The organism is Dactylosporangium sp. CA-152071, from assembly GCF_050936335.1.
GTDB classification, from domain to species: Bacteria; Actinomycetota; Actinomycetes; order Mycobacteriales; family Micromonosporaceae; genus Dactylosporangium; species Dactylosporangium maewongense.
The window spans coordinates 8,022,332-8,043,941 of sequence record NZ_JBNJMZ010000001.1; the positions used below are offsets into that span (position 1 = coordinate 8,022,332).

Annotated in this window: 18 protein-coding genes and 3 pseudogenes; 15 read left to right on the forward strand and 6 right to left on the reverse strand. The window is 72.8% G+C overall.

The window, feature by feature from the left end:
• Positions 1-61: 61 nt before the first annotated feature.
• Positions 62-862, forward strand: a complete 801-nt coding sequence (locus tag ACQEVZ_RS36165) for a hypothetical protein (protein WP_433374900.1) — start codon at positions 62-64, stop codon at positions 860-862.
• A 238-nt stretch (positions 863-1,100) separates the two neighbouring features.
• Positions 1,101-2,084: pseudogene (locus tag ACQEVZ_RS36170) on the forward strand (MinD/ParA family ATP-binding protein); the annotation flags it as partial.
• Here the strand turns inward: ACQEVZ_RS36170 and ACQEVZ_RS36175 are convergent.
• A complete protein-coding gene (locus tag ACQEVZ_RS36175; RefSeq protein WP_433374903.1) occupies positions 2,072-2,599 on the reverse strand; it encodes an aminotransferase class III-fold pyridoxal phosphate-dependent enzyme in 528 nt (175 codons plus the stop codon). The pseudogene ACQEVZ_RS36170 and the gene ACQEVZ_RS36175 sit on opposite strands and share 13 nt — an antisense overlap.
• A 76-nt stretch (positions 2,600-2,675) precedes the next feature.
• Positions 2,676-3,419, reverse strand: a pseudogene (locus tag ACQEVZ_RS36180) (aminotransferase class III-fold pyridoxal phosphate-dependent enzyme); the annotation flags it as partial.
• A 47-nt stretch (positions 3,420-3,466) separates the two neighbouring features.
• On the opposite strand from ACQEVZ_RS36180, the pseudogene dnaE reads away from it, so the two are divergent.
• Positions 3,467-6,961, forward strand: a pseudogene (gene dnaE / locus ACQEVZ_RS36185) (DNA polymerase III subunit alpha); the annotation flags it as partial.
• Between the two features lie 128 nt (positions 6,962-7,089).
• Positions 7,090-8,223, forward strand: a complete 1,134-nt coding sequence (locus tag ACQEVZ_RS36190) for a DUF2567 domain-containing protein (RefSeq protein ID WP_433374906.1) — start codon at positions 7,090-7,092, stop codon at positions 8,221-8,223.
• 394 nt (positions 8,224-8,617) lie between these two features.
• Here ACQEVZ_RS36190 and ACQEVZ_RS36195 read toward each other — a convergent pair whose 3' ends face one another.
• Positions 8,618-9,358, reverse strand: coding sequence for an LON peptidase substrate-binding domain-containing protein (locus tag ACQEVZ_RS36195; protein WP_354898052.1), 741 nt, complete (start codon positions 9,356-9,358; stop codon positions 8,618-8,620).
• Positions 9,359-9,477: 119 nt separating this feature from the next.
• Here ACQEVZ_RS36195 and ACQEVZ_RS36200 point away from each other — a divergent pair, with 119 nt between their 5' ends.
• From ACQEVZ_RS36200 to hisF, 9 genes are all read left to right on the forward strand, one after another.
• Positions 9,478-10,140 carry a TetR/AcrR family transcriptional regulator gene (locus tag ACQEVZ_RS36200; protein WP_433374909.1) on the forward strand — a complete coding sequence of 221 codons (663 nt, stop codon included), beginning with the start codon at positions 9,478-9,480 and terminating at the stop codon, positions 10,138-10,140.
• Between the two features lie 30 nt (positions 10,141-10,170).
• Complete coding sequence (gene hisD, locus ACQEVZ_RS36205; RefSeq protein ID WP_433374912.1) at positions 10,171-11,463, forward strand: histidinol dehydrogenase; 1,293 nt, start codon at positions 10,171-10,173, stop codon at positions 11,461-11,463.
• The gene (locus tag ACQEVZ_RS36210) at positions 11,460-12,536 is read left to right on the forward strand and encodes a histidinol-phosphate transaminase (RefSeq protein WP_433374915.1); all 1,077 of its coding nucleotides are present in this window, start codon (positions 11,460-11,462) and stop codon (positions 12,534-12,536) included. Before hisD ends, ACQEVZ_RS36210 begins: the two co-directional genes overlap by 4 nt.
• Entirely contained in the window at positions 12,533-13,147 is a 615-nt protein-coding gene (gene hisB / locus ACQEVZ_RS36215) for an imidazoleglycerol-phosphate dehydratase HisB (RefSeq protein WP_433374918.1), read from the forward strand. The genes ACQEVZ_RS36210 and hisB overlap by 4 nt, the downstream gene beginning before the upstream one ends.
• Before the next feature lie 274 nt (positions 13,148-13,421).
• Positions 13,422-13,568: a hypothetical protein gene (locus tag ACQEVZ_RS36220; RefSeq protein WP_344503945.1), complete on the forward strand. Its 147-nt coding sequence runs from the start codon at positions 13,422-13,424 to the stop codon at positions 13,566-13,568.
• A gap of 10 nt (positions 13,569-13,578) precedes the next feature.
• Entirely contained in the window at positions 13,579-14,202 is a 624-nt protein-coding gene (gene hisH, locus ACQEVZ_RS36225; protein ID WP_433374921.1) for an imidazole glycerol phosphate synthase subunit HisH, read from the forward strand.
• Positions 14,203-14,224: 22 nt separating this feature from the next.
• Complete coding sequence (locus ACQEVZ_RS36230) at positions 14,225-14,509, forward strand: hypothetical protein (RefSeq protein ID WP_425552269.1); 285 nt, start codon at positions 14,225-14,227, stop codon at positions 14,507-14,509.
• A 3-nt stretch (positions 14,510-14,512) separates the two neighbouring features.
• Positions 14,513-15,244, forward strand: a complete 732-nt coding sequence (gene priA / locus ACQEVZ_RS36235; RefSeq protein ID WP_433374924.1) for a bifunctional 1-(5-phosphoribosyl)-5-((5-phosphoribosylamino)methylideneamino)imidazole-4-carboxamide isomerase/phosphoribosylanthranilate isomerase PriA — start codon at positions 14,513-14,515, stop codon at positions 15,242-15,244.
• Positions 15,241-16,002 (forward strand): imidazole glycerol phosphate synthase subunit HisF, encoded by a 762-nt coding sequence (gene hisF, locus ACQEVZ_RS36240; protein WP_433374927.1) that lies wholly within the window; start codon positions 15,241-15,243, stop codon positions 16,000-16,002. The genes priA and hisF overlap by 4 nt, the downstream gene beginning before the upstream one ends.
• A 413-nt stretch (positions 16,003-16,415) precedes the next feature.
• Here the strand turns inward: hisF and ACQEVZ_RS36245 are convergent, their stop codons facing one another.
• Positions 16,416-16,904: a hypothetical protein gene (locus ACQEVZ_RS36245; RefSeq protein ID WP_344503950.1), complete on the reverse strand. Its 489-nt coding sequence runs from the start codon at positions 16,902-16,904 to the stop codon at positions 16,416-16,418.
• 87 nt (positions 16,905-16,991) lie between these two features.
• Positions 16,992-17,918 (reverse strand): LysR family transcriptional regulator, encoded by a 927-nt coding sequence (locus tag ACQEVZ_RS36250; RefSeq protein WP_433374930.1) that lies wholly within the window; start codon positions 17,916-17,918, stop codon positions 16,992-16,994.
• A gap of 72 nt (positions 17,919-17,990) precedes the next feature.
• Here ACQEVZ_RS36250 and ACQEVZ_RS36255 point away from each other — a divergent pair, with 72 nt between their 5' ends.
• Positions 17,991-18,914: an EamA family transporter gene (locus ACQEVZ_RS36255; protein ID WP_360558572.1), complete on the forward strand. Its 924-nt coding sequence runs from the start codon at positions 17,991-17,993 to the stop codon at positions 18,912-18,914.
• Here the strand turns inward: ACQEVZ_RS36255 and ACQEVZ_RS36260 are convergent.
• Entirely contained in the window at positions 18,838-19,497 is a 660-nt protein-coding gene (locus ACQEVZ_RS36260; RefSeq protein ID WP_344503953.1) for a YczE/YyaS/YitT family protein, read from the reverse strand. The two genes, ACQEVZ_RS36255 and ACQEVZ_RS36260, sit on opposite strands and share 77 nt — an antisense overlap.
• 58 nt (positions 19,498-19,555) lie before the next feature.
• Here ACQEVZ_RS36260 and ACQEVZ_RS36265 point away from each other — a divergent pair, with 58 nt between their 5' ends.
• Positions 19,556-21,031 (forward strand): PLP-dependent aminotransferase family protein, encoded by a 1,476-nt coding sequence (locus ACQEVZ_RS36265; RefSeq protein WP_344503954.1) that lies wholly within the window; start codon positions 19,556-19,558, stop codon positions 21,029-21,031.
• Positions 21,032-21,610: the final 579 nt, after the last annotated feature.

Consider the following 21,610-nt stretch of genomic DNA (forward strand, 5'->3'; position numbering starts at 1 on the left):
GTCTTCACTGGCCACCCCTGTCAAGAGGCGTGCAACCTGCCTGTGCGACGCTCGACGCGCGATGAACTTCTTCCAGCGGCTCGACCAGCGGCTGCTCCCCGCCGCCGGCAACGTCCTCGCCCGGCTGTTCCGGGGCGCCGTCCGCCTGCGCGTCTTCACCGCCGTGGTCGCGCTGGTCGCGGTCACGGCGACCCTGCTGGTCGTCCACGGCGCGCAGCGGCACCAGCGCAGCGACCCCTCCCTGGGCGACGTGCTGCGCGTCGGCGTCGACGAGGGCGGCTCGATCCCGGTGTACGTGCGGAGCTCCGCCGACGAGCTGGCCGCACTCACGGGTGAACAGTCCGTGTACGCGCTGGTGTCGTTCACCGCGTACCTCGGCCCCGACCGGCTGACCCCGGTGCTCTCGGGTGTCGCCCTGTCGAGTGTCTTCGCGCGGGTGCCGCTGCCGGGCGAGCAGACGGAGCTGGTCCGCCTCGGCGCCTACGAGGTGCCCTCCGACGTGGTGAAGGCGATGGACGCGACCGCCGCCCGCAAGACCGGGGAGGCCGCGCACTACCGGCAGCTGCTCGACAAGGCCGCCAACCAGCCCGGCGAGGTCCGTGCCGTGTACCTCGACGGGGCGATCATCGCCGACAAGGAGGCGACCGCGTACCGGGAGCACTGCTCGTGCGTCTACGCCGCGGTGATCTACGCCGCGCCGGCCGGGCTGCGGGCCGTCGCGGCCCGCCCGGAGACCCGCGCCGTCGATCCGATCACCGACCTGCGCCGCCTCGACCGGACGGTGTTCCTGCCGCCGCTGCCAGAGCAGGCACAGGTCGCGGGGCCTCTGCCGGCCGCCTCCGCGTCGGCCGGTCCGTCCTGAGGCGATATCTCTTCGGCCTGTCGTGCAGTTGATGCAGGGGATGCTCCCGCAGGTGTGGTCCGAATAGTGTTCGGTCCGTAGCCTGGGGTACGGGTGGACGCTGCGGTGCGGAGGGAGGGCCAGCGTGGCAGAGCGGGCCGATGCCGGTTGGGACAGGTCGTCGGAGCCGCCCGCCCGTTGGCGTTCGCTGCTCGACCGGGCCCTGCTCGGCCGGTCAAGCCCGGGTGATCTGGATTACGACGGAAGGTTCGAGCGCCCCAGCGCCCCATATCCGCCCGCGCGGCCCTACGATGACGAGCCAATGCATCCCAACGGCACGCGCCCCCTCGCCGACGCTCCGTCGCAGCGTCGGGTCGTCGACCCCTATGAGAGTCGTCGAGGTCCTCAGGTGGAGTATCAAGCCCGCCCGGCGGACCCGACCGAGCAGATGGTGCAGGTCCTGCGCCAGGAGATCCCGACCCCCAAGGTCCTCGCCTTCGCCAACCCGAAGGGCGGGGTCCACAAGACCACCGCGACCGTGCTGACCGCCGCCACCATCGGCAGCGTGCGCGGCAAGGGCGTCATCGCCTGGGACGACAACGAGCTGCGCGGCACCCTCGGCCTGCGCGCCGGCAGCGCCCGGCACGCCCGCACCATCCGGCACCTCATCGCCGACCTCGTCCGGGTGGAGAACGCCTCCGGTTACGACCTGTACGACCAGCTCGACGACTACCTGCGGCACGCCTCGGACGGCTCGTACGACGTCCTCGCCGGCGAGGAGAACCCGCGCTTCGCGCAGCGGCTCGACCCGCACACGGTGCGCCGCGTCCTGGAGCTGCTGCGCCGCACCCACGACGTGATCTGCGTCGACACCGGCAACAACGTGGAGAGCCCCAACTGGCAGACCGTCCTGCAGACCGCGGACCAGCTGGTCGTGACCAGCGTCCCGCGGGAGGACGCGGCGTTCACGGCCGACTGGATGCTCGACCTGCTCGACGAGGCCGGCATGGACGAGCTCGTCGCCAACGCGGTGACCCTGCTGTCCTGCCCGACGCCCAACCCGACGCCGCTCATCGACGACCTGGCCGGGCACTTCCGCTCCCGGACCAGAGCCGTCGTCGTCGTGCCGTACGACCCGGCGCTCGAGAGCGGCTCCAACATCGAGTACACGATGCTGGCGCCGGCGACGAAGCGCGCGTGGCTGCGGGCGGCTGCCGTGATGATGGACCCCTACGCGCGCTGAAGCTCCTCGATCGCCGCGCCGAACACGACGGCGTGCTGATCCACCTGCTGTTCCGTGGTGGCCGGTGACATGAGCGCCATGTTGTGGAACGGCGTGAGCAGGATGCCCCGGTTCGCCAGGTACACGTGCAGGTAGTCCTCGAGGTCCGCGTCCGCGGCTTTCGCGCTGTCGGTGCCGTTGCGCGGGGCCGGGTTCGCGAAGCGGTACTCGACGCGGGCGCCGAGCCGGCTCACCGACCACGGCAGGCCGTGCGCGTCGATGACCTGCTTCGTGCCGGCCTCGAACCGCTCCGCGAGGCGCTCCATCCCGGTGAACGCCTCGTCGGTCAGCACGTGCTCCAGGGTCGCCCTGGTCGCGGCGATGGACAGCGCGTTGCCGGCGAGGGTGCCGCCGACGCCGCCCATGTCGATGAGGTCGAGGTCCTTTCGCTGACCGATGTGCCGCGCGATCTCGGTGGAGAGCCCGTAGGCGGCCGCCGGGATGCCGCCGCCGATCGCCTTGCCGATCGTGACCACGTCCGGCTCCAGCCCCCCAGCGTCCCGTGGCGCCGCCCGGGCCGGCGGAGAACGTGTGGGTCTCGTCGTTGACCAGGTACGTGCCGTACTTCCGCGTCAGCTCCCGCACGCCTTCGAGGTAGCCCGGCTCCGGCAGCACGATGCCGATGTTGGTCAGGGCCGGCTCCATGACGACCGCGGCGACGTCGCCGTGCGCGAGCTCGCGCTCGAGGCCTTCGAGGTCGTTGTACTCCGCGACCCGGCTGGTGGTGGTGACGTCGCAGGGGGCGCCGACGTTGCCCTCGCGGCTGCGCGGGCCCTGGTCGCTCGTCACGATCAGCGACTCGTCGACCGACCCGTGGTAGCAGTAGCTGTTGAAGAGGATCTTCGGCCGTCCGGTGACGGCGCGCAGCAGGCGGATGGCCCAGCGGTTGGCGTCGGTGGCGGTGAGCGCGAAGCTCCACTCGGTGACGCCGAACCGCCTGGTGAGCTCCTTGCCCACCCAGGCCGCGTCCGGGGTGGGGAGCATGGCGCAGGCGCCGTTCGCGAACTGCTCCTGCGCCGCCTTCCGGGTCGCCTCCGGAGCGTGCCCCGCCATGGCGGCCGTGTCGCCGAGGCAGAAGTCGGTGTACTCGTGACCGTCGACGTCGGTGAGCGTCGCGCCCCGGGCCGTGGCCAGGTAGAGCGGGAAACCGGCGGCGTTCTTGTTCATCCAGGTCATCGGGACGCGGCCGAACAGGTTCCCGGCGTTCGCGTACTCCTCGGCGGAGCGTGGGTTACGGTCGGCGAAGGCGGCTCGCTCGCGGCGCAACAGTGCGCCCAGACGGTCACGGTCGATCATGCTGCGAGTCTCGCAAAGTGTCGTACCCCGGGGATAGGTTCTGCGACGTGGGGGAGTCGTTCGTACATCTGCACGTGCACACCGAGTATTCGATGCTGGACGGGGCCGCCCGGCTCGGGTCCCTGTTCTCCGAGGCGGCCCGGCTCGGCCAGCCCGCGCTCGCCATGACCGACCACGGCAACATGTTCGGTGCCTACGACTTCCACCGGCAGGCCGTCGCCGCCGGGATCAAGCCGATCCTCGGCATCGAGGCGTATCTGACCCCCGGCACCCACCGGGGCGACCGCACCCGGGTCCGCTGGGCGGCCGGCGGCGAGGACGACGTCTCCGGCGGCGGCGCGTACACGCACCTGACCATGCTCGCCGCCGACGAGACCGGGCTGCGCAACCTGTTCAGGCTGTCGTCGCGGTCCAGCATCGAAGGCTACTTCTACAAGCCGCGCGCCGACCGTGAGCTGCTGGCCGAGTATTCGCGCGGGGTGATCGCCACCACCGGCTGCCCCTCCGGCGAGGTGCAGACGCTGCTGCGCATCGGCGACTTCGAGCGGGCCTGCGCCGCCGCCGCCGAGCTGCGCGACATCTTCGGCCCCGGCAACCTGTATCTCGAGCTGATGGACCACGGCCTCGGCATCGAGACCCGCGTCCGGCAGGACCTGCTGCGGCTCGGCAAGCGGCTCGGCCTGACCCCGGTCGCCACCAACGACCTGCACTACACGCACCCCGGCGACGCCGACGCCCACGAGGTGCTGCTGTGCGTGCAGTCCGCGACGACCCTCGCCGACCCGAAGCGGTTCAAGTTCGACGCCCGCGACTTCTACCTCAAGTCCGCCGGCGAGATGCGCGCCCTGTGGGACGCCGAGGTGCCCGGCGCCTGCGACGCCACCCTCGCCGTCGCGGAGCGCATCGGTTCCTACGCGCCGGTGTTCGCGCACCGCGACCTCATGCCGCGGTTCCCGGTGCCGGAGGGCGAGACCGAGGACTCGTGGCTGCGGGCCGAGGTGCTGCGCGGCCTGGCCCGGCGCTTCCCGGCGGGGATCCCGGCCGACCACGCCCGCCAGGCCGACTATGAGCTGTCCGTGATCAGCAGCATGGGCTATCCGGGCTACTTCCTGGTCGTCGCCGACCTCGTCGCCCACGCCCGCCGCGAGGGCATCCGGGTGGGTCCCGGCCGCGGCTCCGCCGCCGGCGCCCTCATCGCGTATGCGCTCGGCATCACCCAGCTCGACCCGCTCGAACACGGGCTGCTCTTCGAGCGGTTCCTCAACCCCGAGCGGGTCAGCATGCCCGACATCGACATGGACTTCGACGAGCGCCGCCGCGGCGAGGTCATCCGCTACGCCACCGAGCGCTATGGCGACGACCGCGTCTCCCAGATCATCACGTTCGGCACGATCAAGGCGAAGGCCGCGATCAAGGACTCGGCCCGGGTCCTCGGCCTGCCGTTCTCCGTCGGCGAGCGGATCACGAAGGTCGTCCCGCCGCCGGTGCTCGGCCGCGACATGCCGCTCAGCGGCGCCTTCGACCAGGCCCACCCGCGCTACCAGGAGGCCGCCGAGCTGCGCCGGCTCTACGAGGGCGAGCAGGAGGTCCGCACCGTCGTCGACACCGCCCGCGGCCTCGAAGGGCTCAAGCGGCAGTGGGGCGTGCACGCCGCCGGCGTCATCCTGTCCCGCGAGCCGCTGCTCGACGTGCTGCCCGTCCACCGCCGCGAGCAGGACGGCGCGATCATCACCCAGTGGGACATGGGCGCGTGCGAGGACATCGGCCTGCTCAAGATGGACCTCCTCGGCCTGCGCAACCTCACCATCCTCGACGACGCCCTCGACGCGATCCGGCAGAACCGGGGGGCCGACCTCGCGGTGGAGAGCGTGCCGCTCGACGACAAGGCGACCTACGAGCTGCTGTCCCGCGGCGACACGATCGGCGTCTTCCAGTTCGACGGCGGCCCCGTCCGCGCCCTGCTGCGCTCCATGGCGCCCGACGCGTTCGCCGACATCTCCGCCGTCGGCGCGCTCTACCGGCCCGGCCCGATGGGCGCCAACGCGCACAACGAATACGCCGACCGCAAGAACGGGCGCCGCCCCGTCACCCCGATCCACCCCGAGCTGGCCGAGCCCCTCGCGGACATCCTCGGCGACACCTACGGCCTGATCGTCTACCAGGAGCAGGTCATGGCGATCGCGCAGCGCGTCGCCGGCTACTCCCTCGGCGCCGCCGACCTGCTGCGCCGCGCCATGGGCAAGAAGAAGAAGGAGATCCTCGACCGCGAGTTCGCGCCGTTCTCCGCCGGCATGCGCGAGCGCGGCTATTCCGACGACGCGATCCGCACCCTGTGGGACCTGCTCGTGCCCTTCTCCGACTACGCGTTCAACAAGGCACACAGCGCCGCCTACGGGCTCGTCGCCTACTGGACCGCGTATCTGAAGGCCAACTATCCCGCCGAGTACATGAGCGGGCTGCTCACCTCGATCGGCGGCGACAAGGACCGCTCCGCCTTCTACCTCGCCGAGTGCCGCCGGATGGGCATCCGCGTCCTGCCACCCGACGTCAACGCCTCGCAGGGCCGCTTCTCCGCCGTCGGCGCCGACATCCGCTTCGGCCTCAGCGCCGTGCGCAACGTCGGGCCGGCGGTCGTCGCGGCGATCGTGCGCGCCCGGCCGTACACCGACTTCTACGACTTTCTCGCCAAGGTCGACCAGGTCGTGTGCAACAAGAAGACGATCGAGTCGCTCATCAAGGCCGGCGCCTTCGACTCCCTAGGCCACACCCGGCGCGGCCTGATCGCCGTGCACGCCGACGCCGTCGAGTCCGTCATGATCACCAAGCGTAACGAGGCCATCGGCCAGTTCGACCTGTTCGGCTCGGCGGCCCTCGTCGCGTCGCCGCCCGTCCCCGCCATCGAGTGGGACAAGGCGGAGCGGCTCGCCTTCGAGCGCGAGATGCTCGGCCTCTACGTCTCCGACCACCCGCTGCGCGGGCTGGAGGAGGTGCTGCGCCGCTCCGCCGACCGTTCCGTGGCCGCCCTCGCCGACGAGGAGACCGTGCCCGACGGCACGTCCGTGATCCTCGCGGGCATCCTCTCCGGCGTGCAGCGCCGCGTCACCCGCCAGGGCCGCCCGTGGGCGTCGGCGACGCTGGAGGACCTGGACGGCGCCGTCGAGGTGATGTTCTTCCCCAACACGTATGAGCTGATCGGGCAGTACATCGCCGAGGACGCGGTGGTGTCGGTGAAGGGTCGCGTCGACCGCCGCGAGGAGGCGCCCCGCCTGATGGCCGGCGACCTGTCCGTCCCCGACCTGACCGCCCCGGCCGCTCCCGCCGACGGGCCGCTGGTGCTCTCCCTGCCGCCGGACCGGTGCACCACGCCGCTCGTCGAGCGGCTGCGGGAGGTCGTCGGCCGACATCCCGGCCCCACCGAGGTGCAGGTCGACCTGGTCAACGGCCCGAGGCGCACCCTCATCTCGATCGGGCCGCAGCGGGTCGCGGTCACCGCCGAGCTGCTCCGGGAGCTCACGTCGCTGCTGGGGCCGGCCGCGGTGCCCGGCGGCGGTGTGCCCGCCGGCGGTGGTTCGACCGGCGATGTGCCTCCCGGCGGTGGCCCGGCGGGCGGTGTGCCCGCGAGCGGCGGCACGGGTCGGGGCGCCGGCGCCGGGCCTGGCAGGATGGGATGGTGAGCATCGCCCCGATCGAGCCGATCGACCAGCCGGAGCTTCCCAAGCCGTCCCCGCCGCGGCGCCGGTCACTCGGGCTGGAGGCCCTGTTCGGCCTGATCGTCGCCGCCGTGGTGGTCGCGCTCGGCGCCCCCGTCGGCCTGCTGTGGTCGTGGATCGCGCCGAAGGTGGAGCTGGTCCAGACGCCGTATGGCCCATATCCCATCGACGGCGAGCCCGAAGGCTACTTCGCCGACGACGGCTGGTTCATGATCCTCGGCGCGGCGGCCGGGATTCTGATCGCCGTCGCCGCCTGGGTCATCCTGCGCCGCTACCGGGGCCCGTTCATCCTCGCCGGCCTCGTCGTCGGCTCGGCCGCGGCGGCCGCCCTGGCTGCGTGGCTCGGCAACAAGATCGGCTATGCGCACTACCTCGACCTGGCCGGGCACGCCCCCGTCGACACCCACATCTTCCGCCCCGCCAAGGTCCGCGCCGGCGAGGCCAGCCTGTGGCACGGCTTCGTCCCGTGGGTCCGCGGCTCCCTGCTCATCCAGGCCCTCGTGGCCGCCGTGGTGTACACGTGCCTCGCGGGCTTCCACACGTCGCCCACCCTGACCCACGACCCTGACCCGGACGTGCCCACCGGCGACCCGTACTACGCCGGCTACCCGGACGGCGGCGGCCCCTACGCCGGCCACCCGGACAACGTGGGCCCCTACGCCGGCCCCGCCCATCCCGTGTTCGGCTCACTCGACCCTGCCCGGCCCGGCCCCGTCTACCCCGGCCCCGCCGCCCAGCACGGCTTCGATCAGCCCGCTCAGCCCTGGCCCGCCCCCGAGCACCCCGGCTATCCGCATCCCGGACACGGCGGCCCCCCGACCGACGCCTCCTTCAGCCAACCCACCACCGGGGGCGAGTCCCCAGCAAGCCCTTCACCGTGGCCCGCCCCGCCCACCGGCACCCAGTCCAGCACCGGCACCCCGACCGCTGGCGGTCAGCCCACCCCTCAGCCACACGACGATCCCGCACCGGGCCGCCCCGACCTCCGCAAGCCCGCCTCCGGTCCGTCCGGTGCGGCTGCCCAGACCTCCGCAGGCCAACACGACGCCGCCCCGCCTGGCGCCTCGACCCCACCCGCACCCGACCCGACCTGATCCGCACCCGACACGACCCAGCCCGACCCGGTCCGCATCCCCAGCCCCGAGAGCCCAACCCCGGCGCTGAGCCACCTCCCCGTCCTCGGGTCGTGCCCGTTCGTGGTCGCCCGTTCTCGGCACCGCCTCAGGTCCGGCTCATCCCCGTCATCGTCCCGTGTTGCGGGCGCGGGTTCGGCCTGATTCCTGTCCCTGGCCTTGTGCTGGGCACCGCTTCGGGGGCGGACTCGTTTCCGTCCGTCCGTGGTCTCGGAGCGGCACTGGCTACGGTCCGACTCATCCCGTCCTTGCGCGGCCCTGTCCGTGGTCTCGGGAACGGCCCTGCCTTCGGCCTGGCTTGTCGCCGTCCTCGTGCCGTGTCCGGGCGAGGCCGGCGGCGCAGGGGCTGCGGGGGTTAGTTCGGGCTGGAGGGGACGGCCAGGTCGGACAGGGCGACCGGGACGGCGCGGACCTGGCCGAGGAGGGCGGCCTCGCGGCGGAGGAGGGCGCGTTCGGCTTTCAGGCGGCTGGTCGTGTCGGGCTCGGCGAGCAGTGACTGCCGGTCCTCCAGGGTCAGCGACGCCGTGGCGGCGACCAGGTGTGACAGGACCGTGGGGTCGTCGGGCAGCTGCTCGCCGTCGCCGTCCTCGTCGCTGCGGACCGCCTTCAGGTACTGCTGGAACGCGGCGAGGACGCCGGCCGCCAGTTCCTCCTCGCGGTCGGGTTCGCCCTTCGGCTCGGGGAGCCATTCGATCTCGCCGGTGAGGTACGGGGCGTCGTTGCGGGCGAGGCCGAGCAGGCGGAAACGGCGGCGGCCGACGGTCATGAGGTCGAAGCGGCCGTCGGCGAGCTCGGTCAGCTGGCGGATCTCGGCCGCGCAGCCGATCTCGTACAGCGACAGGGCCTCGCCGGCGGTGATCGACGCGTCGGTGGTCTCTCCGACCTCCCCCTCGACGCGGCCGACTTCCCAGCCGCGGCGGATCGCGATCACGCCGAACTCGCGCGGGAGGTCGGCGGGCAGCTCCGCGAGGTGCTGGACGAGCGTGCGGTAGCGGGGCTCGAACACGTGCAGGGGCAGGACCAGCCCCGGGAACAGCACGGTGCCGAGAGGGAACAGCGGCAGGAGGGTCCGCTCGGGTTCGTTCGCTTCCTCCACGGGCGAAGCCTAGCCGAGCGGACCCCGTTTGCCGCACCGTGACGGCTACTGCGAAACAGATGAGCGTCGAATGAGGCAGACCGGAACGGTCCGTTCCGCTCGGGCGGTACAGTGGCGGCATGACGAACCTGTCCGGCCGGCGTGTGCAGGCGGCCCGCAACGACGGTGTGATCCTCGCCGCGGCGCGCGACGTGTTCCTGGAGGACCCGAAGGCGCCGATCGCCGCCGTCGCCGAGCGGGCCGGGGTCGGGATCAGCGCCTTGTACCGGCGGTACAAGGGCAAGGACGACCTGCTCCGCACGCTGTGCCACGACGGTCTGCGCACCTTCGTCGCGGAGGCGGAGGCGGCCGCCGAGGAGGCGGATGGGTGGGCGGCGCTGGTGCGGTTCCTGCGCGGGGTCGTCGAGGCGGACGTGCACTCGCTCACCGTGCACCTCGCCGGCACGTTCACCTCGACCCCAGAGATGCGCGCGGATGCGGTGCGGGCGGGTGTGCTCGCGGGTGACCTGGTGCGGCGGGCGCACGAGGACGGCGGGCTGCGCCCGGACGTCGTGGTGGCGGACGTCACGCTGATCCTGGAGGCGTGCGCGGCGATCCGCGTGCCGGACCGCGACCGCACCGCCGAACTGCGCCGCCGCCAGCTGGCCCTGCTGCTGGACGGGATGCGGCGGGACGGCGCTGACCTGCGGTCCGTGCTGCCCGGGCCGCCACCGGACGCGGCCGAGCTGAACTGGCGCTGGGCGCAATCCCGACAGCCCGCACAGCGGGACGCGACCGAATAATTGTCGGTGGTTCCGCCTAGACTCCCAAGGGTGCTGAACCGGATCGACCTGCGCGGCTCCACCACGGATCCGCGCCGTCTGCTGCCCCGTGCCGCCCTGGATGTCTCCGTCGCCACCGAGCAGGTGCGCCCGATCGTCGAGGCGGTCCACGAGCATGGGGCGAGCGCGGTCCGTGACGCCACCCGCCGGCTCGACGGGGTGGAGCTGACCGACCTGCGGGTGCCGGCCGAGGCGATCGCCAAGGCCGAGGCCGGGCTCGACCCGGCCGTGCGCGCCGCGCTGCTCGAGTCGATCAAGCGGGCCCGCAAGGTCCACGGCGACCAGCGGCGCACCGAGGTGACGACGCTGCTGAGCACCAGCGGCACCGTCACACAGCGGTGGGTGCCGGTCCGCCGGGTGGGGCTCTATGTGCCGGGCGGTCTCGCCGTGTACCCGTCGAGCGTGATCATGAATGTGGTGCCGGCGCAGGTCGCGGGCGTGCCGTCGATCGCGGTCACCAGCCCGCCGCAGAAGGACACCGGCCTGCCCAACGTCAACATCCTGGCGGCGTGCGCGCTGCTCGGCATCGACGAGGTCTACGCGGTCGGTGGCGCGCAGGCGGTCGCCATGTTCGGCTACGGCGACCAGGAAGGCTGCGAGCCGGTCGACATGATCACCGGCCCGGGCAACATCTGGGTCACCGCCGCCAAGCGCATGCTCCGCGGCATCGTCGGCATCGACGCCGAGGCGGGGCCGACCGAGATCGCGATCCTCGCCGACGACACCGCCGACCCGCGGCACGTCGCGGCCGACCTGATCAGCCAGGCCGAGCACGACCCGCTCGCCGCGAGCGTCCTCGTCACGCCGTCGCTGGAGCTCGTCGAGGCCGTCGAGGCGGAGGTCGCCCGGCAGGTCGCGGCGACCAAGCACCTGCAGCGGGTCACCGAGGCGCTCACCGGCACCCAGTCGGCCACGGTCATCGTCGACGATCTGGAGCAGGGGCTGCGGGTCGTCGACGCCTACGGTGCCGAGCACCTGGAGATCCAGACCCGCGACGCGCGGGCCGTCGCCGAGCGCGTCTGGAACGCGGGCGCCATCTTCGTCGGCGCCTGGTCGCCGGTGTCGCTCGGCGACTACTGCGCGGGGTCCAACCACGTGCTGCCCACCGGTGGCTGCGCCCGGCACTCGTCGGGGCTGTCGACGCAGACGTTCCTGCGCGGCGTGCAGCTCATCGAATACGGGCGCGACGCCCTCGCCGAGGTGGCCGACCACGTCGTCGCCCTGTCCGAGGCCGAGGATCTGCCGGCGCACGGCGCCGCCGTGAAGGTGAGGTTCGCACAGTGACCGGCCTGCAGGACCTGCCGCTCCGCGACGAGCTGCGCGGGCTGACGCCCTATGGCGCGCCCCAGCTCGACGTGGCCGTGCGGCTCAACACCAACGAGAACTCGTATCCGCTGCCCGACGAGGCCGTCGCGGAGATGGAGAAGGCCCTCTCCGCCGTCCTGCGCGACCTCAACCGCTACCCGGACCGCGACGCCGTCGCCCTGCGCACCGACCTCGCCGCATACCTGCGGCACGGGCTGACCTGGCGCAACACGTGGGCGGCCAACGGGTCCAACGAGATCCAGCAGCAGCTGCTGCAGACGTTCGGCGGGCCGGGCCGCACCGCGCTCGGCTTCACGCCGTCGTATTCGATGCACCCGCTGCTCGCCGCCGGCACCGGCACCGCGTGGATCGACGGGCGGCGCGACGCCGACTTCACGCTGACCGCCGAGCACGCCGTCGCGAAGGTCCGCGAGCACCGGCCCGACGTGGTCATCCTCTGCTCGCCCAACAACCCGACCGGCACCGCGCTGCCGCTCGGCGTGGTGCGGGCCGTCGCCGAAGCGGCCGACGGGATGGTGATCGTCGACGAGGCGTATGCGGAGTTCGCGCGCCCCGGCACGCCGTTCGCGCTGTCACTGATCGAGCGGTTCCCGCGGCTGGTCGTCACCCGCACGATGAGCAAGGCGTTCGCGCTCGCCGGCGGGCGGGTCGGCTATCTCGCGGCCGGCGAGGCCGTCGTCGACGCCGTGCAGCTGGTGCGGTTGCCGTATCACCTGTCGGCGCTGACCCAGGCCGCCGCGCGGGCGGCGCTCGCGCACACCGGCGCGCTCCTGTCGACCGTCGACGCGGTCAAGGCCCAGCGCGACCGGATCGTCGAGACGCTGCGCGGCTGGGGCCTGACGGTCGCCGACAGCGACGCCAACTTCGTGCTCTTCGGCGCGCCCCGCGGCGACAGCAAGGGTGTCTGGCAGGCGCTGCTCGACCGCGGCGTGCTGATCCGCGACGTCGGCGTCCCCGGCTGGCTGAGGGTCACCGCCGGCACGCCCGAGGAGACCGACGCTTTCCTGAACGCACTGGAGGAGTTGCTGTGAGTCGCACCGCCAAGATCGAGCGGGTCACCAAGGAGACCAAGGTCTCCGTGGAGCTCGACCTCGACGGCACCGGGGTCGGCGAGATCTCGACCGGCGTGGGCTTCTACGACCACATGCTCAACCAGATCGCCAAGCACGGCGGGTTCGACCTGCGGGTGCACACCGTCGGCGACCTCGAGATCGACGCGCACCACACGGTCGAGGACACCGCGCTCGCGCTCGGCGCCGCGTTCGCCGAGGCGCTGGGCGACAAGGCGGGCGTCACCCGCTATGGCAACGCCCAGGTCCCGCTCGACGAGGTCCTGGCCTCCGCCGTCGTCGACCTGTCGGGGCGGTCCTACATGGTCCACGACGAGCCGGCGAACATCGCCCCGCACATCGGCGGCAACTACCCGACCAGCCTGACCCGGCACATCTGGGAGTCGTTCGCCCACGCGGCCCGGGTCACGCTGCACGTCAGCATCCTGCGGGCGGGCCGGCACGGCGCCCAGCCCGACGCGCACCACATCGTCGAGGCCCAGTTCAAGGCGGTCGCCCGGGCGCTGCGCCAGGCGTGCGCGCTCGACCCCCGCAACGCCGGCGTGGTGCCCAGCACCAAGGGCGCCCTGTGAGCGGTGTCCTGTCCGGCCGCGTGGCGCGCGGCGCTCTGGCCGGCGTCGCCGGGAGTGGCGCTGGGCGTGATGCCTCGGGCCGCGCCGTCGGGGATGGCACTGGGCGCGGAGCCTCAGGCCGTGCCGTCTGGGATGACGCCGTCGGCGGTGGTGCCTTGGGCCGCGCCGCTGGGCGCGCCGCTCGCCGCGCCGCTGGGCGCGGTGCTTCCTTCGGGGGCGGCGGGGTGCCGGTGGGTGCCGGCCGGCTCGGCGGCGCCGGATCGGTGGCCGGCCCGTGGTGAGCATCCTGCTGCTCGGGCTCGCCGGGCTGCTGCTGGGCGGCGCGCTGTCGCTGCGGCAGCAGAGCACGTCGAAGGTGCCGTTCGTGATCACGCTGCTGCTCGCCGCCGTCGCCGCGGCCGGCGGGCTGCTCTGGCTGTAAAGGGGACGGCATGAAGAAGGTGGTCATCCTCGACTACGGCTCCGGCAACCTGCGCTCCGCCGAGCGGGCCGTCGCCAGGGTCGGCGCCGAGGTCGAGGTCACGTCCGATCTGGGCAAGGCGGCCCGGGCCGACGGGCTTGTCGTGCCGGGCGTCGGGGCGTATGCGGCCTGCATGGCCGGAATCGACGAGCTCGGCGCCGGCCCGACGATCGCCGAGCGGGTCCGCGTCGGCGCGCCGGTGCTCGGCATCTGCGTCGGCATGCAGGTGCTGTTCGAGGAGGGCGAGGAGCACGGCGTCGTCACCAAGGGCCTCGGCCTCGCGCCCGGCACGGTGACCGGGCTGCGGGCCCCGGTCGTGCCCCACATGGGGTGGAACACGGTGACCTGGCCCGCCGGCACGGTCCTGGGCGCCGGCCTGCCCGCCGACACCCGGTTCTACTTCGTGCACTCCTACGCGCCCACGCCCGTGGAGGCCCAGCGGGCCGCGGGCATCGAGGTCGCGACCACGGTGCACGGCGAGCTGTTCGTCGCCGCGTTCGAGTCGGAGGTGCTGCGAGCCACCCAGTTCCACCCGGAGAAGTCCGGCGACGCGGGGGCGACGCTGCTGTCCAACTGGCTCGGCAGCCTTGTCTAAGGAACGCGCCCGGCGGCGGGCGGTGCTGGAGGCCGAGCGGGCCGAGCGCCTGCTCAAGGCCGAGCGCCGTCGCCGCCGGCGGATCGCCGCCCGGCGGCTGGTGCCGAAGGTCAAGATCGGCCGGACCGGTAAGCTTTTCGCACGTCGTTCCCGTGGCCAGCGCTCCGTCATCATCTTGCTCGTCCTGGTGGCACTCACGTTCATCTGGCTGCTCGTCGACACCGTCGCGGCCCGGATCGGCCTCAGTGCCCTCGTCATCGTCGCCACCCCGGCGCTCACCGTGCTCGTTCTGGACCGAAGGATCTAACCCATGGCCCTGCAGCTCCTGCCCGCAGTCGACGTCGCCGACGGCCAGGCGGTCCGTCTCGTCCAGGGCGCCGCCGGCAGCGAAACCACCTATGGCGACCCGCTCGAGGCCGCCCTCGCCTGGCAGCGGCAGGGCGCCGAGTGGATCCACCTGGTCGACCTCGACGCCGCGTTCGGCCGGGGCTCCAACGCCGAGCTCCTCGCCGACGTCGTCCGCCGCCTCGACGTGCAGGTCGAGCTGTCCGGCGGCATCCGCGACGAGGCCTCGCTGCGGGCGGCCCTCTCGACCGGCGCGACCCGGGTCAACCTCGGCACCGCCGCCCTGGAGAACCCCGACTGGTGCGACCACGTCTGCGCCACGTACGGCGAGCAGGTCGCGGTCGGGCTCGACGTCCGCGGTCACCAGCTCGCCGCGCGCGGCTGGACCAAGGAGGGCGGCGACCTGTTCGAGGTGCTCGACCGCCTGGAGCGCGCCGGCTGCGCCCGCTACGTCGTCACCGACGTCATGCGTGACGGCACCCTCACCGGGCCCAACCTGACCCTCCTGCTGGAGGTCACCGGCCGCACCAAGAAGCCGGTCATCGCCAGCGGCGGCGTCTCCAAGCTCGACGACCTGCGCCAGCTCGCCGCCCTCGAACCCGCCGGCGTCGAGGGCGTCATCGTCGGCAAGGCCCTGTACGCGGGCGCCTTCGACGTCACCGAAGCCCTCCAGGTCCTGGCCGAGCAGCCGTCATGACCGTCGCGGTGCGGGTCATCCCGTGTCTTGACGTCGACGCGGGCCGGGTCGTCAAGGGCGTCAACTTCGTCAACCTCCGCGACGCCGGCGACCCGGTGGAGCTCGGCGCCGCGTACGACGCCGCGGGCGCCGACGAGCTGGTCTTCCTCGACGTGACGGCCTCGTCCGACGGGCGCTCCACGATGCTCGACGTGGTCCGCCGGACCGCGGAGACGGTGTTCATCCCGCTCACCGTCGGCGGCGGCGTCCGCGCCGTCTCCGACGTCGACACCCTCCTGCGCGCCGGCGCGGACAAGGTCGGGGTCAACACCGCCGCGATCGCCCGGCCGGAGCTGATCGCCGAGATCGCCGAACGGTTCGGCAACCAGGTGCTGACGCTGTCGCTGGACGTGCGCCGGGCCGCGGGTCAGCCGAGCGGATTCGAGGTGACCACCCACGGCGGCCGCCGCGGCGCGGGCCTCGACGCCGTCGAGTGGGCCGCCCGGGTCGCCGAGCTCGGCGCGGGTGAGATCCTGCTCAACTCCATGGACGCCGACGGCACCAAGGACGGCTTCGACCTGGAGCTCATCAAGGCCGTCCGCGAGGTCGTGACGATCCCGGTCATCGCCAGCGGCGGCGCGGGTGCCCTGGAGCACTTCGTCCCCGCGGTGGCGGCCGGCGCCGACGCGGTCCTCGCCGCCAGCGTCTTCCACTTCGGCGACCTCGCCATCGGCGACGTCAAGACCACCCTCCGGGACGCCGGCCACTCCGTCCGCTGACGACCGCCCGGGTTGCCCGACCGGCCAGCGGCCCGGCGGGCGGGTGGTCACGGCTTGCCATGATCCGGTCCGTTCGTGCTGATGGCTGCACGAAGCCTTCCGGGAGCAGCCCCGGCGGACAGCGTGGGGGACCGGCCGTTCCGGGGCGGGTGCCGGCCGGGCCGGTTGGGCGTGGCGGTTTCTGGGATGGCTGCCGCGAGTCCACAGTCGATCGGGGTGTGTTGTCAGGTCGATTGGGCGCGGCGGTCTGCTCTACGCGGTGGGCGGGTGGCTGTCGACCGTGGTCCATGGCGGCGTGGGGTCGTTACCTCGCTATGGGCCGGTCTGCTCGTGCGGGGGCCGAGGGACGTCGTGCGATCTCCGGTTCTGGGGGGGGTCAGCCTGTAGATCGCACAGCGTCTTGGTGGCGGGGGTCAGTCGCCGCGTTTGCCGGTGGTGACGGCGATGCCGACGAGCCAGCCGACGAAGAGGCCGTAGCCGGCGGCGGCCGCGGCGGCGTTGAAGGCGCCGATCAGGGTGGGGTCGGAGAGCAGGAAGTCGGTGGCGAAGCCGGCGAGGGCGGCGCCGAAGATCAGCGATGCCCAGCCGAGGATGAAGGCGCCGCCGCCGGTGACGATGGAGCGGCCGGCGATGGCCAGGATGAGGGCGGTGAAGAGGATGAGGAGGAGGGCCTTCAGGTCGTTCGCGAGCAGCTCGCGGGCGGCCTTGCCGGAGTCGTCGTGGGGGACGAGCCACCAGCGGGGCCAGGTGAGCAGATGCAGGAACCAGCCCCACACGGTGTTGGTGTCCGCGTGCCGGTCGGCCCATTCCGAGAAGATCTGGTTACCGAAGAGCAGGACGAGGAGCAGCGTCGCCAGGACGCCTGCGCCGGTGGCTGTGCGGGTGCGTCCGAAGATGGCCATGGCATCAATGTAAGGGGTGCCGGGGAAACCCGCAGAAATGAATGAGTGAGTGAGCGTTTAACCCGGAATTGCCCCGATGACCTGCGGTTATACGACGTGAATGCCGTGGTCGGTGGGCCAGTGGTCGCGGTGTGACCAGGCATCGCGCAGCGCGGCGACGGTCGCGGAGATCGCGGGACGGCCGCCGGCGGCGACCCGCCAGGCGACGCTGACGCGGCGGGCGGCCTCGGGGGTGATCGGGCGCGCGACGACGCCCGGCGGGAGGGTGCTGCGGGCCAGCCGGGGGATGAACGCGACGCCGAGCCGCTCGGCGACGAAGGTCAGCTGCGTCTCGAACTCGTTGACGAGGATCGTGGGGCGGGCGCCGGGCAGCATCCGTTGCAGCCATTCGTGGCAGACGGTGCCGGGCTTGGAGGCGATCCACCGCTCGCCGCGCAGCGCGTCGAGGCCGACCGGGCCGGACGAGCCGGCGAGGGGGTGGTCGACGGGCAGGATCAGGTCGCCGACGTCGAGGCCGAGCTCCACGCTCGCGACCCCGGTCGGGTACGTCGCCGGCATGTCGAGCCACTCGTCGATGAGCGCGACGTCGACGGTGCCGCGGAGGATCCCGTCGAACGACGACTCGCGGTCGCCCTCCTGCAGGGTCGGCTCCAGTTGCGGATGGTCGACGGCGAGGCTGCGCAGGGCGTGCGGTAGCAGCCCGCGGCACGCGGTCGGGAACGAGGCGATGCTCAGGTGCCCGGACACCGTCTCGCGGTGGGCGGCGAGCGCGGCCTCGGCCTCCTCCACGACGGCGAGGATCCGGCCGGCGTGCTCGACCAGGACCCGCCCGGCCTCGGTCAGCCGCAGCCGCCGGCCGTCCTTCTCCACCAGTGTGCTTCCGGTCTCCCGCTCGAGCTTGGCGAGGTGCTGGGAGATCGCCGACGGGGTGCAGTGCAGGGCGCCCGCGGCGGCCGTGACCGTGCCGAACACGGCGACGGCCCGCAGCGCCTGAAGCCTCGGCAGATCAAGCATGAAGCGATGCTACAACAATCGTGTAGAACCTTTCGATAGTGCTTCACGGTTTTCCGGGATGACGATCGACCCATGAAGCATCGTGACGTCGCGCTGGCGATCCTGGTCTCGGCGATCTGGGGCGTGAACTTCGTGGTCATCCACGTCGGGCTGGACAGCATGTCGCCGCTGCTGTTCTGCGCGCTGCGGTTCGGGGCGGCGGCGCTGCCCGCGGTGCTGCTGGTAGGGCGGCCGAAGGTGCCGTGGCGGTGGGTGGTCGCGACCGGGGTGGCGCTCGGCGTCGTGAAGTTCTCGCTGCTCTTCGCCGGGATGGCGGCCGGGCTGCCGTCGGGGCTGTCCGCGCTCGTCCTGCAGAGCCAGGTGGTCTTCACCTTGATTTTCGCGATGGTACTGCTGGGCGACCGGCCGGGCCGTCGTCGCTTCGCCGGGGTGGCGCTGTCGGGGGCGGGAATCGTGCTGATCGCCTCGCAGCTCGGCCTGGACCGGCCGGTCGGCGCGTTCCTGCTGGTCGTGGCCGCGGGCGCGGCGTGGGGGCTGGCGAACATCGCGATGCGCAAGGCGCAGGCCGCCGACATGCTGAACTTCATGGTGTGGGTGAGCGCGGTCGCCACCCCGCCGCTGGTCGTGCTGACCCTCGCCGTCGACGGGCCGTCCGCGGTCTGGCACAGCCTGCGCGGCCTGGACCTGACCGCGCTCGGCGCGATCGCGTACATCGCCTACCTCAGCACGCTGTTCGGCTTCGGCGTGTGGGGCAGGCTGATCGCCCGCTACGACGCGGCGACGGTGGCCCCGTTCGCGGCCCTCGCACCGGTGTTCGCGCTGCTGTCGTCGGCGCTCCTGCTTGGCGAGCGCCTGCACTGGTACGACGCCGCCGGCGGCGCCGCGATCCTCGGCGGGGTGCTGCTCGGCGCGGTGCGCGTCAGGCGGGAGCCGCCGCCGGAGCCGGCAGCGGGCGCGGGTCGCGCATCGCGAACAGCGGCAGGAACAGCTGCGTGAGCGGGCCGATGCCGAACGCGTACAGGACGGTGGCGACGCCGACCGAGCCGCCGAGCAGGAAGCCCGCGGCGAGCACGGTCACCTCGATCGACGTGCGCGCGACCCGGATCGACAGCCAGGAGTACCGCGCGGCGAGGCCGGTCATGAGCCCGTCGCGCGGGCCGGGCCCCATGCGGGCGCCGAGGTAGAGCGCCGTCGCCACCCCGTTGAGCACCACGCCGGCGACCATCAGCGCGCCCCGCAGCCACCACGCGCCGGCGTCCGGCACGACCCGCAGGGTCAGGTCGGCGGTGACGCCGATGACCACCACGTTGCTGACGGTGCCCAGGCCCGGCCGCAGGCGCAGCGGGATCCACAGCAGCAGCACGAGCGCGCCGACCGCGCAGACCACGGTGCCCAGGCTCAGCCCGGTGCGCTTCGAGATGCCCTGCTGGAACACGTCCCACGGATCGAGCCCCAGATGGGCCCGCACCAGGAAGGCGATGCTCACCCCGTACACCAGCAGACCCAGCTGCAGCTGCACGAAGCGACGCGTGAAGCGGTGGCGCAGCGGGATGGGATTGGTCTTGCCTGGGGCGTCCATGCGTGCCACCCTAGGGCCAATCCGACACATGCAAAGAGCCAATTGAGGGGGACTGGCCTTGTCAGCGATCGTCCGGGGCGCGCAACTGGCCCGCATGCTCAATGCCTGGCAGGTCGCCGTCGGCGTGCGCGGGCCCGCCGGCCGCCGCCCCGAGTACGTCGTGCTCGCCAGCGCCGTCCGTGGCCTGCTCATCGACGGGCGGCTGGCGCTCGGGGTCCGGCTGCCCGCGGAGCGCGAGCTCGCCGCGGCGCTCGGCATCAGCCGGACGACCGTCACCGCCGCTTACCGTGAGCTGCGCGACAGCGGCCACCTCAGCAGCCGCCGCGGCGCCGGCAGCTGGACGGCGCTGCCCGCCGGGCACCGCGTCGGCACGTCCGGGCTGTGGACGCCGAGCGACGACGCCGATCTCATCGACCTCGGCTGCGCGGCGATGCCCGCCCCGGCGGAGCTCAACGAGGCGGCCACCGAGGCGATCGCCGAGCTCGGCCCCTACACGCTCGGCGCCGGCTATCAGCCGATGGGGCTGCCGGTGCTGCGCGAGGCGATCGCGCAGTGCTACACGGAGCGCGGCCTGCCGACCGACCCCGACCAGGTCATGGTCACCGGCGGCGTCCAGCAGGCGCTCGACCTGCTGCTGCGGCTGCTGGTCGCGCCCGGGCAGCGGGCCCTGGTCGAGACGCCGACGTACCCGAACGCGTTGAGCGCGTTCACCGCCAGCCGCGCCCGGATCAGCGCCTACGCGATCGGGCCCGACGGCTGGGACGAGGACCTGCTGCTGTCGACGGTCAGGGCGGCGCAGGCGCGGGTCGCGTACCTGATCCCCGACTTCCACAACCCGACCGGCCACCTCATGCAGACGTCGCTGCGGGAGCGGCTGCCGTCCGCCGCGCACGCCGCCGGCACCGACCTCATCATCGACGAGTCGTTCGTGGATCTCGCGCTGGACCCTGCTTTCGCGGACGGCGCGCTGCCGCCGTCGGTGGCCGCGTTCGACCGCAGCGCGCGGGTGCTGACGATCGGCGGGATGAGCAAGCCGTACTGGGGCGGCCTGCGCATCGGGTGGGTCCGCGGGGCGGCGCCGCTGATCGCGCGGCTCGCCGCGGCCCGGGTCGGGGTCGACATGGCGTCGCCGGTGCTCGACCAGCTCGTCGCCGTCCAGCTGCTGCGCCGCCGGTCGGAGATCGTGTCGGCCCGTCGCCGGCAGCTGCTCGCCCGCCGGGACACCCTGGCCGCCGCGCTGCGCGCCGAGCTGCCGGAGTGGCGGTTCGTCCTGCCGGGCGGCGGGATGGTGCTGTGGGTCGAGCTCGACGCGCCGGTGTCCAGTGCCCTGGCGCGGGCGGCCGAGGAGCTCGGGGTGCGGGTCGCGCCGGGGCCCCGCTTCGGTGCGGACGGCACGATGGAGCGGTTCATGCGGCTGCCGTACACGCTGCCGGAGACCGACCTCGTCGAAGCGGTCCACAGGCTGGCGGCGGCGCGCGCCGACCTGGACCGCCCCCGCCGGCACGCCTGGTCCACCCCGGTCGTGGTCGCCTGACCTGCTTTCCACATGATCCCGAAGACTTCGTGCTGCTCTGGCGACATGAAGTCTTCCGGATCATGTGGGGATCGCGGCGTCGCGCGGCTGGCTAGCCGGTCCGGGCTGCTCGCTGCCGACCCGTTTTCCGTGATCCGGAAGAGTTCTTGTTGCTCTGGCGACGAAAAGTCTTCCGGATCATGTGGATCGCGAGTTGGGCGGCTGTCTGGTCGGGCTTGAGCTGCTTGCTGCTGGCCCGTTTCTGTGATCCGGAAGAGTTTGTGCTGCCCTGACGACATGAAGTCTTCCGGATCACGTGGGGCGCGGACGGGGTCTGTCGCGGCTGGGCTGGTCGGTGCCGGGGCTGCTTTCCGTGATCCGGAAGAGTTCTTGCTGCTCTGGCGACATGAAGTCTTCCGGATCATGAGGGGGGCGGGTGGGGTGTCGCGGCCGCAGGTCGCGTCGGCGCAACTACACGCGGACGGAGAGGGAGGGCCCCCAGGGCCCGACCGGCGGCTGACGGGAGCGACGGTCTTTCGCACGGCGGACCGGAGCCATGAACTTGTTCTTGCTCTTCGGGGTTGAAAAGCGTCATGGCCT